This is a genomic window from Pseudomonas acericola (SeqCode) (genome assembly GCF_053456465.1).
In genome coordinates, this window is record NZ_JBRFJB010000003.1 from 585,583 (window position 1) to 600,964 (window position 15,382).

Annotated in this window: 16 protein-coding genes and 1 pseudogene; 6 read left to right on the forward strand and 11 right to left on the reverse strand. The window is 56.2% G+C overall.

Annotation, left to right across the window (positions count from 1 at the left end; all coding sequences use genetic code 11):
• Positions 1-52: 52 nt before the first annotated feature.
• Positions 53-535 (reverse strand): GNAT family N-acetyltransferase, encoded by a 483-nt coding sequence (locus tag ACU688_RS14740; RefSeq protein ID WP_448185327.1) that lies wholly within the window; start codon positions 533-535, stop codon positions 53-55.
• Between the two features lie 49 nt (positions 536-584).
• Between ACU688_RS14740 and ACU688_RS14745 the strand changes: the two are divergent.
• Positions 585-662 (forward strand): annotated as a pseudogene (locus ACU688_RS14745) (hypothetical protein); the annotation flags it as partial.
• A 64-nt stretch (positions 663-726) separates the two neighbouring features.
• On the opposite strand, the gene ACU688_RS14750 reads toward ACU688_RS14745, so the two are convergent.
• Positions 727-1,941: an aldose 1-epimerase family protein gene (locus ACU688_RS14750; protein WP_207042854.1), complete on the reverse strand. Its 1,215-nt coding sequence runs from the start codon at positions 1,939-1,941 to the stop codon at positions 727-729.
• Between the two features lie 543 nt (positions 1,942-2,484).
• Here ACU688_RS14750 and ACU688_RS14755 point away from each other — a divergent pair.
• Positions 2,485-3,090, forward strand: a complete 606-nt coding sequence (locus tag ACU688_RS14755; protein WP_448185328.1) for a hypothetical protein — start codon at positions 2,485-2,487, stop codon at positions 3,088-3,090.
• 267 nt (positions 3,091-3,357) lie between these two features.
• Here the strand turns inward: ACU688_RS14755 and ACU688_RS14760 are convergent, their stop codons facing one another.
• Entirely contained in the window at positions 3,358-3,744 is a 387-nt protein-coding gene (locus ACU688_RS14760) for a hypothetical protein (RefSeq protein WP_448185329.1), read from the reverse strand.
• Between the two features lie 327 nt (positions 3,745-4,071).
• On the opposite strand from ACU688_RS14760, the gene ACU688_RS14765 reads away from it, so the two are divergent.
• The gene (locus ACU688_RS14765; protein ID WP_448185330.1) at positions 4,072-4,971 is read left to right on the forward strand and encodes an alpha/beta fold hydrolase; all 900 of its coding nucleotides are present in this window, start codon (positions 4,072-4,074) and stop codon (positions 4,969-4,971) included.
• 25 nt (positions 4,972-4,996) lie between these two features.
• Here ACU688_RS14765 and ACU688_RS14770 read toward each other — a convergent pair whose 3' ends face one another.
• From ACU688_RS14770 to fos, 3 genes are all read right to left on the reverse strand, one after another.
• Positions 4,997-5,452, reverse strand: coding sequence for a VOC family protein (locus tag ACU688_RS14770; RefSeq protein WP_448185331.1), 456 nt, complete (start codon positions 5,450-5,452; stop codon positions 4,997-4,999).
• A 34-nt stretch (positions 5,453-5,486) separates the two neighbouring features.
• Positions 5,487-5,918, reverse strand: a complete 432-nt coding sequence (locus tag ACU688_RS14775) for a bleomycin resistance protein (protein ID WP_448185332.1) — start codon at positions 5,916-5,918, stop codon at positions 5,487-5,489.
• A 168-nt stretch (positions 5,919-6,086) separates the two neighbouring features.
• Positions 6,087-6,497, reverse strand: coding sequence for a fosfomycin resistance glutathione transferase (fos, locus tag ACU688_RS14780; RefSeq protein ID WP_448185333.1), 411 nt, complete (start codon positions 6,495-6,497; stop codon positions 6,087-6,089).
• Positions 6,498-6,656: 159 nt separating this feature from the next.
• On the opposite strand from fos, the gene ACU688_RS14785 reads away from it, so the two are divergent.
• Both ACU688_RS14785 and ACU688_RS14790 read left to right on the forward strand, forming a co-directional pair.
• Entirely contained in the window at positions 6,657-7,259 is a 603-nt protein-coding gene (locus ACU688_RS14785; RefSeq protein ID WP_448185334.1) for a hypothetical protein, read from the forward strand.
• An 11-nt stretch (positions 7,260-7,270) separates the two neighbouring features.
• The gene (locus tag ACU688_RS14790; RefSeq protein WP_448185335.1) at positions 7,271-7,594 is read left to right on the forward strand and encodes a hypothetical protein; all 324 of its coding nucleotides are present in this window, start codon (positions 7,271-7,273) and stop codon (positions 7,592-7,594) included.
• A 68-nt stretch (positions 7,595-7,662) separates the two neighbouring features.
• Here the strand turns inward: ACU688_RS14790 and ACU688_RS14795 are convergent, their stop codons facing one another.
• From ACU688_RS14795 to ACU688_RS14805, 3 genes are all read right to left on the reverse strand, one after another.
• Positions 7,663-8,613 carry a hypothetical protein gene (locus ACU688_RS14795; RefSeq protein ID WP_448185336.1) on the reverse strand — a complete coding sequence of 317 codons (951 nt, stop codon included), beginning with the start codon at positions 8,611-8,613 and terminating at the stop codon, positions 7,663-7,665.
• Between the two features lie 80 nt (positions 8,614-8,693).
• On the reverse strand, positions 8,694-11,417 hold the full coding sequence (locus ACU688_RS14800; RefSeq protein WP_448185337.1) for an AAA domain-containing protein: 2,724 nt from the start codon (positions 11,415-11,417) through the stop codon (positions 8,694-8,696).
• 102 nt (positions 11,418-11,519) lie between these two features.
• Positions 11,520-12,035 (reverse strand): GNAT family N-acetyltransferase, encoded by a 516-nt coding sequence (locus ACU688_RS14805; RefSeq protein WP_448185338.1) that lies wholly within the window; start codon positions 12,033-12,035, stop codon positions 11,520-11,522.
• 270 nt (positions 12,036-12,305) lie between these two features.
• Between ACU688_RS14805 and ACU688_RS14810 the strand changes: the two genes are divergently transcribed.
• Positions 12,306-13,199 (forward strand): LysR family transcriptional regulator, encoded by an 894-nt coding sequence (locus tag ACU688_RS14810; RefSeq protein WP_448185339.1) that lies wholly within the window; start codon positions 12,306-12,308, stop codon positions 13,197-13,199.
• On the opposite strand, the gene ACU688_RS14815 is transcribed toward ACU688_RS14810, so the two are convergent.
• Both ACU688_RS14815 and ACU688_RS14820 read right to left on the reverse strand, forming a co-directional pair.
• Positions 13,196-14,311 carry a (R)-mandelonitrile lyase gene (locus ACU688_RS14815; RefSeq protein ID WP_448185340.1) on the reverse strand — a complete coding sequence of 372 codons (1,116 nt, stop codon included), beginning with the start codon at positions 14,309-14,311 and terminating at the stop codon, positions 13,196-13,198. The genes ACU688_RS14810 and ACU688_RS14815 overlap by 4 nt on opposite strands.
• Positions 14,312-14,321: 10 nt before the next feature.
• Positions 14,322-15,377, reverse strand: coding sequence for an alpha/beta hydrolase (locus ACU688_RS14820; RefSeq protein WP_448185590.1), 1,056 nt, complete (start codon positions 15,375-15,377; stop codon positions 14,322-14,324).
• Between the last annotated feature and the right edge of the window lie 5 nt (positions 15,378-15,382).

Sequence of the window (15,382 nt, forward strand, 5' to 3'; positions counted from 1 at the left end):
GTTCCATGGGGGGGGGAGTGTGAAAACGTACATCGAGATGCATCACATCCAGCTAGCAATCTGGGCCAACCGCCGGAACGCTCTGACGAACATAATAATTGTCGAACTCGCTGCTTTCGACGAACTGGAAGCCATGGCGGATATAAAAGCGATTCGAAGCGCTTTCTTTGAGAGCACCCACTTTAATAGAGAGCGCAGCTGCATCCGCCATTTTGAAAATCTGAGTGAGAACAGCAGACCCTACACCTGATCCTTGCGCGTTCGGTCTCACATACAAATGGTCGAGCAAGAGTTCATTGGGGTGATGCTTGACCACGACAAAACCAACCCTCTCTCCAGATACCTCGATGTAGTGTGTGTTGCGGGCTTCAAAACCGCTAAGAAACCGTTCGCGTGCACGCACCGGATCAAATCGCCCAACTCGCTCCAGACTTTCGCGCATAGCCTCAATTCGAATGGCTACAAGATTGTCCAAATCGCTTTGTTGAGCCGGGACCAAAATGACTGGGGAGTTTTGATTGGGTGCGTCGGGCATATTTTGTGCTCTATTTACCATCCGGGAAGGCCAGTATAGAGAGCCTGATAGGTTCAAGGCGGTCAACAACCGCGACCGCAATTTCACCAGCGCAAAGCTGAAGCGGCGGATGGCGGAAATTGAATCAAAAAAAGGACAGAGTTATTTCTGAAAAATAAATCTGTCCCTCATAAACGATGCTCCAGCCTGTGTCACCCCTTGGTCAGATCAACCAACGGCGTCTGCCGCACCTCAGTCTCCCGCCCATCCTGAATCTCGCTAACCTGCTTCAACGCTCTATCCACCGCCGCCTTATCCGCCAGCAAGCTATAGCTGATGCGGAACTGCTTGTGTTCCTTGGGCCCAATTGTCGGTACTAGATTCAGTGGCCGCTGATAACGGCGGTTGTAGGAAAAACTTGTCCCAGGCTCCAGCCCTGTGACATAGCCCTGGCCTTCGGTGTCGGTGTTTTTCCACAGGGAAAACACGGGCAGTGTCTGGGTATTGAAGCCGACCGCAACGCCCAGGCTACCGGCCTTGTTATGCAACACGGTCAACGTATCGCCTTTGGCATCGGCATACGGCACCACGTTGTATACCGTTTCGTCGTAGTCCCTGGTCGGGGCGCGGTAGGTTTGCCAGTCGGGCAGATCGTCCTTGGCCTTGTCGTTGAACGGCGACACCTGTTTCACCGGCGCGGCGAAACGAGCGCCCTGCTCCAAGAACGGGGTGCTGAAGTTGCTGTGATACAGCGCCTGGTATTCCTTCGGATAGTCGCCGTTGTTGGTCAGCGTGTCGTTGAGGGCGAACACGACGCTGCCGGGTTCGGTCACCAGTTCGGTCGCGACCGAAAAGTCGACCTTCTTGAACGCCTGCTCTTTCAGCTCGCCGCGCAGGGTAATGGCGTACGGTGGTTTTTCATCGATATGCAGCGTGACTTTATTCGCAGGAATGTTTGCGGCTCGGCCGTGCAGGGTCAGCAGTTCGCCGTTGTCGACGCCGGGGTGGCCGACCCATTCGTATCCGCAGCGGGTGACCAGCTCATTGAAACCTTCCAACCAGCCCAGGCCACCGCGGCCATTAAGTTCGATAAAAGACGGATTGACCACTTCCTTGACCGGCGAATCCCAGCCCATGCGTACATTGCCAACCGAGGCCTGCAAAACGTTCATTCCGCGAGTCGGCACTACCGAGAGTTTCATCGTGCCGTTATCAATGTCGACGATGCTAACGCCCTCCTGCCGCCCCCCGTGCAAGGTGCGCAAGGTAACGCTGAAGGGTTTGTCGGTTTTTATTCCGAGTTGTTGACTGGTGATCTGCCAGCTCTGGGCGGCTTTGTCAGTGTCGAGCAGAACGTAATCCCAGGCCATGGCGTGGGAGGCAGCGGACAGTGCGCTGATGGCAACAAAAAGTTTGAGCGGGGTCATGGCGGCAGCCTTTCTTGGAGTTGTGCCATTTTTATAAACGTGATGAAACGTTTCAGCAAGCTAAAAGATCGACACGGTGATTTCGCTGATAGCCCATTTCTGCATGCTGTGACCGGCTAAAATCGACGCTAGGATGCTCTTCGCGAAAGGCAGCAATCGGCCAAAAGCGGACGCTCACGATAGCTGCTTTCTAGACACCAGCGCACGACGCGGCTTCTGACCCAAAATGGGTCTGAGTCGCGCACTCGCTGTCGAGAAATTCAAACGACGTTTTTTAGCAGATTCGCCAACAGCTCTTTAAACTCGGCGCGATCTGTATAATTTTCCCGGTGCCTTTACCGGTGGACGATCTGCTCAGCCGTCGTCAGCGGCCAGAGCCTGTCGATCACATCGTCCGCGTTGATGTTCTTGTCTCAGAACCCGATCTCAACGACGGCTATTTTCTCCTGATCTCGCGATTGCTTGACTCGTAGAGTGTTGAAGAAAGAGAGTTGAAAAAACATTCGTCATTTACATCTACCTTCAAGCAGCAAAGGACGCTTAATGAGAACCCCGCTACTCGCTCTTACCCTCGCAGCTCTATTGAGCGCATGCGCCATCCCTTACCAAACCCCGGAAGCCCGCGCCAATATTGAACGCGACTTGAAGCTCAGCGCAGACGAAATCGTCACTATCACCGAAACCAACTGGTGCTTATTTCCCTATGGTGATTTGCAAGTGTGCAGACCCAAGCAAGGCCTGGGTGTGCTGACCAAGAGCAAGCTAGTGCTGGCCATCTATAAGGGCGGCGTCTACCAGCAAGCTGAAGTCATCAACGCCAGCGATGTGCAGTGCTCCCACCTGCAAAGTGGCAGAGCCACAGCCGATACCTTCTACCTATTCAGTGAGCGTTGGGCCGCCATGCTGGCGCCAATTACCGTGGGAGGTGCCTTGGCCCTCGACAAGAAAGCCCAGTTCCTGAGCGTTTTAGTGCCGCCAAGCACTGAGAGCTTCACGGCTGGGCAAGGAAATTTTATTCAGGTCACCGATCGCAAGAATTACTCGGCTGTTGCGGTACCAGGTACCACCACCTATGTAGGAACCAGCGAGAGTATTAACCAGATTTTTAACCCGTGTACGCAGGGAAAGAATCTCTCAGCCGGATCATGAGTCCTGGCCAGACCCTTCGAGTGAAACAGTCCCGGCAGCATTTGCAGCGCAAGTAATTCAATGCAGGCCCGACCCGCCGGGCCTGTCGAGCGCCAAAGAAGCTGACAACCCAATGTGAATCGGAAGCCGGTTTTGGCCGACGGCTTCCAGCAACGAGTGTCCTTTTCGGGTCGATTACGGCCCTCGCGACAGGTAGAGATCGGCCAAAAGCGGCGTTCGATCCACTACCTTCCAGCCGAAAAGCGGAAACGTGCCGATCTGTGAAAATTAGTCTCTAAGGGTACGCATTATTTCCCCGACCACATACTTCGTGTATTTCTCACAGGGGTCAGTTTCCGGTGGGTCGTTACTGCGGAACCATTCACCTTGATCGAATGCCTGGTAAAGCGAGAAAGCGGGCTGAGGCATATCGTTAGTCAAGCCTACTTCAACCACAGCATTTATGATCCCGTTCATAACGCCCTCGCAAAAATCATAGGGTAGAGATCCTTGGAGATAGCCTTCCGCAACCGCGACGGACAGTTCGTTCAGCACATCATGCGGTGCAACGCCGAACCTTTCGCTAATGGGGGCTAGATCACTCAGCGTTAAACCCTCTGCTTCCGCTTTTACGGAAAGTTCCTTGAGTTCGACTTTCGATAACACCATGATCATGAGCTTCTTCCGGTTAGGTGCGAAGGTCGCGCTTACAGAGTGGCCGATCAGCGGTACCACACTTCAATTCCATGCTGCAATACGGACTCATGGTCGGTCAACTTCAGCTACAGGCAATATCCGCTTCGGGTCGGTAGTAGCCTGTAATGAAGCGCTGCTATCGACCCAAAGCGGAAGCCCATAATTGCAGGCGAGGATAATTTTCTGATGTCTTTGTGCTCCGTATAGTGGCAGTACTTATTCAGTCAAAGGAGTGGCTATGAGCCCGTTAAGCGGCCTACCTGTCGGTGTAACCATCACTACTCATTGCGCGAAAAGGGGAGCTCAATGCGTGCAGGAATGATCCTTGCCGGGATCGGCACCCTGTTGGCGCTGTTGGCAGCATCGCCAGCTCAGCCTGCGTCCCTGCCATCAGGCACGGTGAACGAGGGTGGTATCTCGGTGCAGGTACAAGGCTCGGGCACAGATATCATCTTGATCCCGGGATTTGCGTCGTCCTACGAAGTATGGGCAGATTTGGCCTCCCGATTACGGCTCAGCCACCGTCTCCATCTAATACAGGTAGCTGGGTTTGCCGGCTCGCCTGCTGTATCCCGTCCAGACGGGAGAGTAGTCGCGTCCACGGTCGAGGCGATCGCTGAATACATTCGCAGCCAGCGCATCGAGTCGCCGGTCATCATCGGTCATTCGTTGGGTGGCGAGGTGGCACTGATGCTAGGTGCTCGTCATCCCGATCAAGTGGGACGCCTGATGATTGTTGATGCGATGCCCTTTTATACGTTGCTGTTTGATCCCTCCGCGACCAGTGAAACGGCGGCCCCGCATGCGGCTGCAATGCGTGATGCAATGTTGGCGGCAACGCCTGAGCAGGCGCAAGCCATGCAGCATGCCTCCATCGCCCGCCTCGCCAAAACTGAAGCGGTCAGGCCAGGCTTGGTCGCGGCGGGGTTAAACTCGGACCGAAAGACTATGGCCGATGCCATGTATGAATTGATGGTCTCAGACCTCCGGCCTGAGCTTGGACGCATCAAGGTGCCTGTTGAGGTCGTCTACGCCTACGATGCGCTTTTCGGCGTAGACGCGTCCCACGTCGATGCAATGTTCCGAAACGCCTATGCTCCTGCCCCAAACATCAGCTTCAGGCGCATTGACGGCAGTTTTCACTTCATCATGCTTGATCAGCCAGAACTGTTCGCCAGTGCTGTAATCAAGTTTCTGAACCAGTGAACGGCGATCGCGTTGTATCCGCTACTCAAGAAAACGCTGCCGCTATAAACGCCTCTAGCGCTTTGTCTTCCAGGATTTCGATAGAGAAGTGCCCAAACCGCTTAGGCAACCAAATAATCCGTGCCCCCGACGGCGATTGCAGGTTGGCGCGGGCCAACGGCTTTCCGTTTTCGTCTTCTGGCTGAACACCGACGGCCATCAGTTCGTCGTAGGCCTTCTCAATATCCGGCGTCGAATAACAGTGGCGATAAATCATCCCTTCTCCCGAGGCGTCCAATAGCTCCCTCAGGTTCCCCGCCAATGGCTGGACCAACATGAAACGCTCTTGGCCGATCAGCGCAATCGCGTAGCGCACGTGCAGGCCGCCTCGTTCCCAGATGAGGGTTTTGGAGATTCTGGCATTCAGTATCTGCGCGTAGTAGGCACAGGCTTCTTCGAGATTATTGACCAGTACATCTACGTGACTGAACTTCAGATCCATCGCAGTCTTCCTGTTGAAACGGCGTACATGTTAATCACTTTGAGCAAGCCGGTCGCTGACCCAACCGCTCTACCAGCCTGACGAGATAACCATCAGGATCCTGAACGATGAATTCGCGCTGGCCGACTTCCAGATGCTCCGCCCGATACCAGGTGTCTTTGCATTCCAGGTACAGCGCAAATCCAGCCTGTTCAAGTTTCTGCATGATCGGTGCGACCGCCTCAACATCGATCTGTAGGTTGATACCTCGACCAAACGGCTTGGCGAGTGGCGCGGTCAGCCATTGGCCCGCGCTGGGATCAATCTGCTCAAGCATGACTTGAGCGCCGCTCAAATCAAGGTAGGCAAATCCGTCTTCTGGGCGTTGATAAGCTACTTTGAATCCCAGGCAAGAAACCCAGAAATTCAGGCTGCTCTCCAGGTTGGTTACCATTAATTCTGGAACCAGTTTGTTGCGTTCGAACATTAGATGACTTCCATTTCACAAGGGTCTTTCGGGTGATCGGTCAGCGGGCATGATGATGCCAAGCCTACAACATGCGTCTTGATACAGGCTTCACTGATCCACCGCCATCGCGGGCAAGCCCGCTCCCACAGTTGGGGTGCGTTGTATCAGCCTCCTCCGTCAACAAGATCAATCGAAGAACTCCATACCCGCATACGGCTGCCGCCGGCATTGTTCAAGCCGGGAAGCCAGGCTGCCTACATGCACTTCCAGGCGATGCCCATCGGGGTCTGCAAAATAAAAAGAGCTACCTTCGCTGGAATTGGATTTCCACTCGGTAACCTCAAGACGCCGCAAGCAAGCGGTGACTTGTTCAAAATCATCCTGCGCCACCGAAAATGCGTAGTGGGTGTAATCAGGCAGTTGCTCCAACAGTCGGTTTTCATCAAGAGACAGACAAAGCCAGAGATCACCTAATGAAAGATAAGCGCCCGCTTCCCAGCGAGCGGCCAATTTAAAGCCAGGAAGCGCACGGTAAAACTCGACACTGCGGGAGAGATCCACAACCGCCAACGTAAGATGATTCAAGCCAGTCAACATGAGCATTTACCCGGAACCCATCCACTAGAGCCGATGAGAGTATCAACACCGACTTTTTCAACACAATCGGCCATGAGCGGCCCGTCGAAATTTTGCCGGTCACGCAATGCGCGTCCTTTTTTGTGGTCTCTAGCCCGACGCCGCAAAAGGACACGCTCCATGTCGATACGCCCTGCCCTCTGCCTGCTGGCCCTGCCGTTTTTCGCTGGCTGCCAGTATTTCCCACACACCGATTACTTCACGGCCCCTGCAAACGAGCCCAACCCCGCCTGGATACGCATCGTCAACTTCACGCAGCATGCCGATCTGTACCAATACGAAAACGGTGCACGTTCAGGCGGTGTCATTCGCACTGGTCCACTGCCGTTCCCCCTTACGCAGGATGAGGGGATGCCCAAAGCCGGGCAAAATCTCACGTCGGACTACTACGAAACCCGGGTCAGACCCGGCATCGAAACGCACGTGGGCATGTTCTGGGAGGGGGCGCGTACCCAATCCTGCTACGTTACCGCGAAGTTCACGCCCCTGCCTGGGCACTTTTACCAGTTCCGGCTGACTTCGGGCTCGGCAGGCAGCTGTACGCTGTACCCGTCGCTGATCGAGCGCGACAAGGAGGGAGACGGCTGGCATCTCACGCCAAACTCGCAGGTGACCTACAAAGGCGACGGGCCGACGGCGAAAACCCACCACAGCAATAGCCGCTTCGAGGATTCTGATTACCATCCGCCTGCGGAGCTCTATCCTGGCGTAGACGTTTTATAAGGAGTCGTAAATTGGGTGCCCGAAATGACTGGCTAACGCTCGGCTTACGAGCATCAGAGGATCTGTTCGCATGGTCGGCTTTTGTCGCGCAAACCGAGTTCCTGTGGCAAGACATTGCTTTGGTTGAGGACGCCATCGCTTGGCAGCGTGTTTGGTTCGAACTGGAGATCATCAACGGGCTGGCGTTGGCGCAATGGGACGACGAGGGAAGGCCTGATGACTGGACATATGCTTGGAACAAAGACTATCGACAAGAAGCGACTGGCCTGGCGACCGAGCTGGCAGGACTAACTAAAGACTCACGTGCAATAGAAGTAAAAAGCCCGACTTCCTAGTGCAGGAAATCGGGCTATCGAGCCTAAAGGCCGCGTTTTCAACACGCGTAAACGATTGACTCAGGCACTTATCTTATTGTGCCTCTGGTATCGAAATACTTCTCCGAACTCAAGTCTTCGTAGGCTTTTTTCACTGAAAAATTACCGGACCTCTGCTGCATTTTGCTGGATACAGCACTGAGCGTTATTAAAAATTCCTTACATTGAGTTCTGTTTTCTTGAAGCTTGAAGCTGAGGGATTCCAACGCATGAGCGATAACCAGTTCAGGGTTTGCCTCCATCAATGACAAGAGTGTTTCAATCAGAGAGACGCGTATTTTCTTTTCGTCTTCTGTCATGTCGGCGATGCTCTTAGCTATTGAGGCTTTAAAGCTGTCTACCTTCTCATCCTTGATGAATGCTTTTAAAAACAAGAAATGATCACTGTCGTCCACGACGCGACTCAAATCATTTGCTATTTTTGAATATGAAATATCTGAACCCTCGTCCCTGAACTGTTCGAGCCCCGCACTCAGGGCCAGAACGGACTCAAGGTATGACAAGTAAGACCTGTTACTTTCATTGTAAGAGTCCATGACATCGCTGATTTCTTTTTTAATTATATTTACAGCTTCACTTTCGTCACCGATAGAATACAAAGAAGGGAAGATTGTATATTTCAGCATCTCCCCTTTCTCATAAAACTCGCCCATGGCGGATATGCTTTTCCTAAACAGCTCGACGATTTCTTTCGCTGCCTTTTTTTCGACTTTCAAATACTCGGCAAAATACTCAGCCCCCTGACTCAAAGGGATGTCTATTTTCTTCTCAATCGACGTGTTCAACATAACGAATGAGTTGAACGATTTCGCCATGTCAGTGATGGAAATATTTATGTTCTCTATTATCGTTGACCTGGCGCTGTCGGCCACGCCGATTTTTCGCTCTTTAATGGAATTCGCCCAAAACGTGCCCACTGCAATTAATATGGTCACACTGGTGGCCAAGTCTATACCCACTTGAATGTTATCTACCCACATTTTAATCTCCTTATAATAACTTCATTTAGTTCTTACCACTCGCGACCAGCAGCAGAATATTAAATCAGGCGCTTCACCTTCTAGCCTGGTGCTAATGTTCCATGCGTAGAACTGCCCCACTGCCCGATAAAATCGCCAACTTTGCGCTCAATACCACTCTCTACCGTCCGCAGCCGCAAAATAGGAATACCGCTTCTAGCCAAAATCTCATTTTTCATGGCATCCCGAGCTGCCTGTATGGGTTGGTCGTGGTACCCGCCATCGACCTCGATCACCCCTATCGGTTGCTTGCCCACTTTGAAATAGATAACGAAATCGCAACTGGCGCGCTTCATGAACGCTCGCTGGGGCGCCGTCCAGTCGAGGCTACTCGGCGATACGACCTGATCCAGCTGGATCTGTGTGTGATACGTCAATGCCTGGAACGCCGGGGCCGACAGAGCTTCGCGCAACAACTGTTCCACGATCTGCTCGGACTTATAGCGTGAATCCTCGGGTCGCAGGCGGGCGTCCAAGCGTGCCAAAGACTGGTCATATTCGCGGTACAGCAAGTCAAATGCCGACACCACCGGTGCGCGGATGATCTGCTCGTCCTGCGCGTAATAGCTGATGTAGCGGATCAGTGCGGCAATGTGGCCATTATTGCCAGTGAACACCTCGTCACCGGTCACGAAGGTGAAGCGATGTTTGGCTCGCGAAACTGCCACGTTGATCATGTGGGGGTCGTCGACGAAATCCAGGCGTGTTTGCATCTGGTTGTAGCGCTTCTTGTCCAGCACCGTGGAGAAGACGATCTCGTCGCATTCGCGCCCCTGAAACTTGTGCACGGTGTCCTTGACGAAGTCCGTCGGCAAATGCGTGTCGGCAAGATTGATTTGCGCCCGGAACGGGGCGATGTAACCGCGACCTTCGCTGTCCATTCCGATCGGCTGCCCTTCGTCCTCAAGCACCTTCAGCAAGGAGTCCAACTCCCGAAGGTTGGTGTTTTTCCTGGCATGGTTGCCCTTGGCTGTCACCACCAGGCGTAGGGGGTCTTCGCCCTTGTCCTCGGTCATCGGCACCAGTGCGTTATCGTAGAACTGTTGGTTGCAGAACTGGATGATCCTGGGATGGCAGCGGTAATGCTCTTTAAGCAGGGTTCTGGGCAACGCGTCCTGGAACACGGCAATGCACGAATCCAGCAGGCTGTAACGCTCGCAATCGTAGGCCTCGGCAGGCGCTTGAAGGCCTAATGCCACAGGGATATGCGGCAACTGACGGTTGTCTCCAACGACTATCAAATTCTTTGCGCAGCCCAATGGCAGGATGCCCGGCACGATGTCCTGTAAAGAGGCTTCGTCGATGATCACGTAGTCGAGGACCGCTCCCGGCGCGATCGAATTGACGATGGAGTGCGTGCCGCTGCCTAAGATGGGAAAGCGCTGCACGAAGGCATCGAAATGCCGGCAGTACGTTTTCACATCAAAGCTGTCCGACGGCGGTGCCTGAAGTTGCAGATGGTGCTTCAAATGGTGCATCGATGCGGCTGTCAGCTCTTTCAGCAGGGCCGTGAAATTCGCGCGTGCCAACGACTCACGGCACGCCCTCTGCTCCGCTTCCTTGTCCCGTATCGACTTGTCGTAGTAGTGCATCTGCAATGCATGGAAAACGGCAAAACGCCCTTCTCCCTCGGCGAATGCCTTGGTGCGAAAAATTCTGAATTTAAACAGTAACTCGATGCGGTCTTTGAGATGAATGCGCTGCTCGCCGAGGTAAGCCAGGTAGGCCATGAGGTCCGCAGTCTTGCGCGGTGTCAGCCCGTACTTGTCGAGCGAGCCTGTGGCCTGCACATCGTTTTCTGCCTGCCACTGTTGCAGGTAGCGTCGCTCAATGACCAGTTCGTCCAGCTCGATTTGCAGCTGTGCAACCCGGTTGTGGTCTTGCAGATGCTGTCTTAAGCGGGCCAACAAGGCCTGAACGTCATCCAGGGACGGTGCCGGTTCGGGCGCGCTTGGTGGCCACGCCGGCAGATCGGCGAAAAAGGCCTCGCGCTTGTCCTTGTTGCCAAGCTTGGCGACCAAATGGCCAAGGCCATATTTCTCCAGCTTTTCGTAGACGTTTTCCACGGCGGCATTGTTGTTGGACAGCACCGCGACCGTCTGACCACGTAACAGAATATTGGCGAGGATGTTGAGGATCGTCTGAGTTTTGCCAGTCCCTGGTGGACCTTCGATCACGCTGACTTGCGCGCTAAACGCCCGCTCGACCGCCTGAAGCTGGCTCTCGTTGAGCCCAAACGGATAGATGAAGCCCTGACCCGGCGCGAGCATACCGTTGCGCCCCGTACAATAGGCCTGCAAGGCAGTGCCCGCGATAGCAGGCAGTTTTTCGAGCTGGCGCACCACATTGCTCGCGATTTCACGATCAGTCTTCGATTCACCATGATCCTGTCGGGCATTCGCCACGGTCGTCAAATAGCGGAAGACCGGCGTGTCCTTCATTGATGTCGGGGCAGTAAAAGTGATGCCGTCCATCTTATGGACATAGGGCTTTTCGGCGCCCGGGTAATGCACGATGGCATAACGCTCGCCGTAGATCGTAGCCTTGGCAATGGGCGTGGCGATCGTGCTGCCGGGCTTGCGCAGCAAGACATTGGTCAGTTCGCGGGTGGGCGAAACTTGGCAGTTACTGAGCGGACGGGTGTATTTTTTCTGGGAGGGGAAGTGACAGGTCAGTTCCATGGTGTTGTGTTTGTCGCTCCAGCGAATCGCCCAGTCGCTGATCTTTGCGGTCTTGTCCTCACCATCTACCTGAATAGAAGCCATTTCCATTATCCCTATGTGCATGACATCAGGCTTCGCCTGGTGCCGAATGCTCCTTCTCCGTGAGGAGTCATATTGCCATGATGCCCGAAATAAATGTATGCCTTAGCGTAGTGGCATCTGGTACCTCAGCTCCACCAACGTAACGCCCCCTCTCTCCAGCGTGCGCTCACTTCCCGCTTCTTCAACACACCCTGCCCTGCGATAAAATCGGATAGCCCGTTCGTTCCCCGCCAATACCCACAGCGTCAAACGCTGGAACCCCTGCGCCTTCAGCTGCTGCACACCGGCTTCCCACAAGGCCAGCCCTACGCCCGTGTGCCAATGCTCGGCCAACACGTAGATAGCCATCACCTCACCGCTCTCCCCCACGACAGCATCTTCATCACGGCCAGCGCCCATGCATATCCAGCCAACCACCTGCCTATCCAGCTCGGCGACCACCACGTTGGATTCACCCGATTCAATCGAGCGGCGCCAGAACGCTTCTCGCCGTGCCAGGGTCGCGCTCAGCGAGTTCAGGTAGTCGGCCGGCATCAGGTCGCGATAGGCGTCTTGCCAACTGCGGATATGCACCTGGGCAATGGCCTGGGCGTCGGAGGGCAATGCGGTACGGATCATCGAAGTCGTCCCTCTTCGGGTAGGAAATGCACGTTGGAGCAAGTCTGCCGCCATTGCATGACAGAAACTCATGCCACTCAGTCAAGGGCAAACACTGTATCTGTGGCGAGGGAGCTTGCTCCCGCTGGGCTGCGTAGCGGCCCCAAGATTTTGGGAGCGCTGCGCACTCCAGCGGGAGCAAGCTCCCTCGCCACAGGTACTGCGCATGTTCTTAACCGATGGGCATTTCAACAGGCATAATCACCTTCCATTCATACCAGAGCCGTATCAATGAGCGCCGATCGTTACGACCAACTGGCCATCTTCTCCATCGTCGCCCAGGAGCGCAGCTTCACCCGCGCCGCCGCCCGCCTCGGCATGTCGCAACCGGCCTTGAGCCGTGCCATGCGCCAGTTGGAAGAACGCCTGGGCGTACGCCTGCTGGCGCGCACCACCCGCAGCGTGTCGCCGACCCAGGCCGGGGAGCACCTGTTGCAGGTGATCGCGCCGCGCTTCGAGGAGATCGACAGCGAGCTGGCCTTGCTCAGCAAGTACCGGGACAAACCCGCCGGCAGGTTGCGGATCACTGCCGGGGAGCATGCCGCGATTTCGGTATTGCATCCGATGCTCGGCAAGCTGCTGCCGGACCATCCCGACCTGAATATCGAGATCATTGTGGACTACGGCTTCACCGATATCGTCGCGCAGGGGTTTGATGCGGGGGTGCGCCTCGGTGAGCAGGTCGCCAAGGACATGATCGCCCTGCGCATCGGCCCGGATATGCGCATGGCCGTGGTGGGGTCGCCGGCGTATTTCGCGCGGTATCCGGTGCCGGTGATTCCCAACGAGTTGATGGCGCACAATTGCATCACTTTGCGCATGCCGACCCATGGCGGGCTGTATGCGTGGGAGTTCGAAAAAGGCGGCCAGGCGTTGAACGTGCGGGTGGAGGGGCAGTTGGTGTTCAACACCATCGCCATGCGCCTGGAGGCGGTGCTCCAGGGCTTGGGGTTGGCGTACATGCCGGAGAACCTGGTGCTGGAGCACGTGGCGCAGGGCCGCCTGGTGCGGGTGCTGGAGGATTGGTGTGAGCCGTTTTCCGGCTACCACCTGTATTACCCGAGCCGGCGCCAAAGCTCGCCGGCGTTTACCCTGGTGCGCGATACCCTGCGTTATCGCGGCTAGTGCTGCTCGAGTGCCTCGGTGGTGCGCTTGGCAGCGGCGACATCACCTTGCTCGGCCAATAACCGCGCCACTTCACGCAATTGCGCGTCGCTCAAGCCCACCCGCAGACTCGCCGCGATATGTGAGCGCAATTGCGCTTCGACGCCGGGAGTGACAGCCAACGCGGCGACGGTCGCCAGTTCGCGGCTCTGCCAGTCGAGGTTATCCCGCGCGAAGATGTCGCCAAACAAGTGTGCTTGCAGGTATTGATTGATCACCGGGGCGAACTCGAACAGCGGCCCTTGGACCGGGGCGCCGGCGATTTTGGTTTGGTTGGCTTTGCCGAGGATCAGCAACTGTTCGCCGACGGGGATCAGCGCGACGGGCTCACGTCCTTGCTCATCGTTAATACCGCCTTGCTTGCGCGCTTCCACCACGCGCATCAGCTCGCCGAGGGCGTTGAGGCTGCGGGGAAAGCCGGTGTAGGCGTACAGCTGCACAAGGATTTCCTTGGCTTCGCTGATCGTCAGGCCGGCGTTCAGGCCCTGGTTCAACGCGGCGTTCAAGGCAGGCAGATTGCTGGTTGCCGTCGCGGCGGCAATCAGCGGGATGGCCTGTTGTCTGGCTGAGAGCGCACTGCCGATGGCCGCTTTGGGCAACGGCTTGAGGTACTCCGCATCGGTGACTTTTTCCAGCCACTCGACGTTTTTGCCGTCAACCGATCCGGTCACCGCCAAGTGCATCATCGCGCTATTCGGCGCAGCACCATGCCAGTGCTTGACGCCCGGCGGGCAGACGATCACATCCCCCGGCAGGATGCGCTGCACCGGCTTGCCCCGCTCCTGGGTCAAACCGACACCCGACATCACCACCAAGCGTTGACCCGCCGGGTGGGTGTGCCAGGCCGACCGTGCGCCCGCCTCAAAACTGACGTAGGCACCGGACGCATTGATCTCCTCGGACGCGGGAAACAGCGGATCCACCCGCACCTTCCCGGAAAAATAATCCTCGGGCCCCACCATCGGCGCCTGGCTGTTGGCGCGGCGGATCTGCTGTGATTCGCCGCCACTCTCGGCGCCTGCCGCAAACGGCGCTGTGGCGCACAGTGCAATGCCTAAAAGCGTGCTTTTCATACCGAGCCCCTCACAGCGTGCGGGCGTAAAACGCCGTCAGTTGGTCGATGGCGCTGTCCACGTACGCAGGCACCCAATAGGTTTCGATGTGCGTGGCGCCCTCGATCTTGAACAACTGTTTGTCCTGGGTGCCTGTGGCCTTGGCAAACGCCTGCTCGGTCATGTAGAGGCTGTCGGCCTTGCTGCCGGCGATCATCAGCAGCGGCTTGTCGATCAGTTCGATCTGGTCGGTGGCGTCGAAACTCATCAGGTCCAGCAGGCTGCTCAGGGTGTATTTGAAGGTGGAATTGGGGTGCGCGTGGGTCTTGCCGTAATACTCAAAGCCCTGGCGATACAGGTCGAACGGCAGCTTGGCGATTTGTTCATCGGTCAGCTTGACGTCGCCGGTGTACACCACCGCGCCACCAGCCGCTTCTTGCGCGCGGGCGGCGGACGCTTGTTGCAGGCGCTCCTGGATCGTGGCGACTTGCGAGTCCTGGTAGCCATTGCGCCGCACCAGGCCAGAGTTGAACATGCTCACCGTGGCAATCGCGGCGAAGCGCTTGTCGGTACGCGCCGCGGCCAGGGAATACCCGCCGCCGCCGCAGATGCCCAACAAGCCCAGGCGCGTGGCGTCGGCGCCGGGATAGTTGGCGATAAAGTCGGCCATGCCATGGATGTCTTCAATGCGATGGGCCGGCTTGTCGACGTTACGCGGCTCGCCACCACTGGCACCTTGATAAGCCGCATCGGCGGTGATCGTGATGTAGCCCTGGTCGGCCATGCGCTGGGCATACAGGCCGGCGACCTGCTCTTTTACGCCGCCATTGGGGTGGGCGACGACGACCACCGGGTATTTGTGCGTCGCGTCATAGTTCGCCGGGGTGTAGACGTTGGCGGCGATGTCGAGGCCATTGAGCTTGTAGCTCACCGGGTGGATGTTGACCTTGCCGGGCTCGTTCTTCGTCAGCGCACCGGCGTACGTCAAAGTGAAGGGGTTTTGCTTGTAGTCGGCCGCTTGCAGTTCGGCGCCGGACATGCCGATCATCGCGGCCATGAAGGTGGTTTTCAGTGTGGTGCGCATCAGGTCAG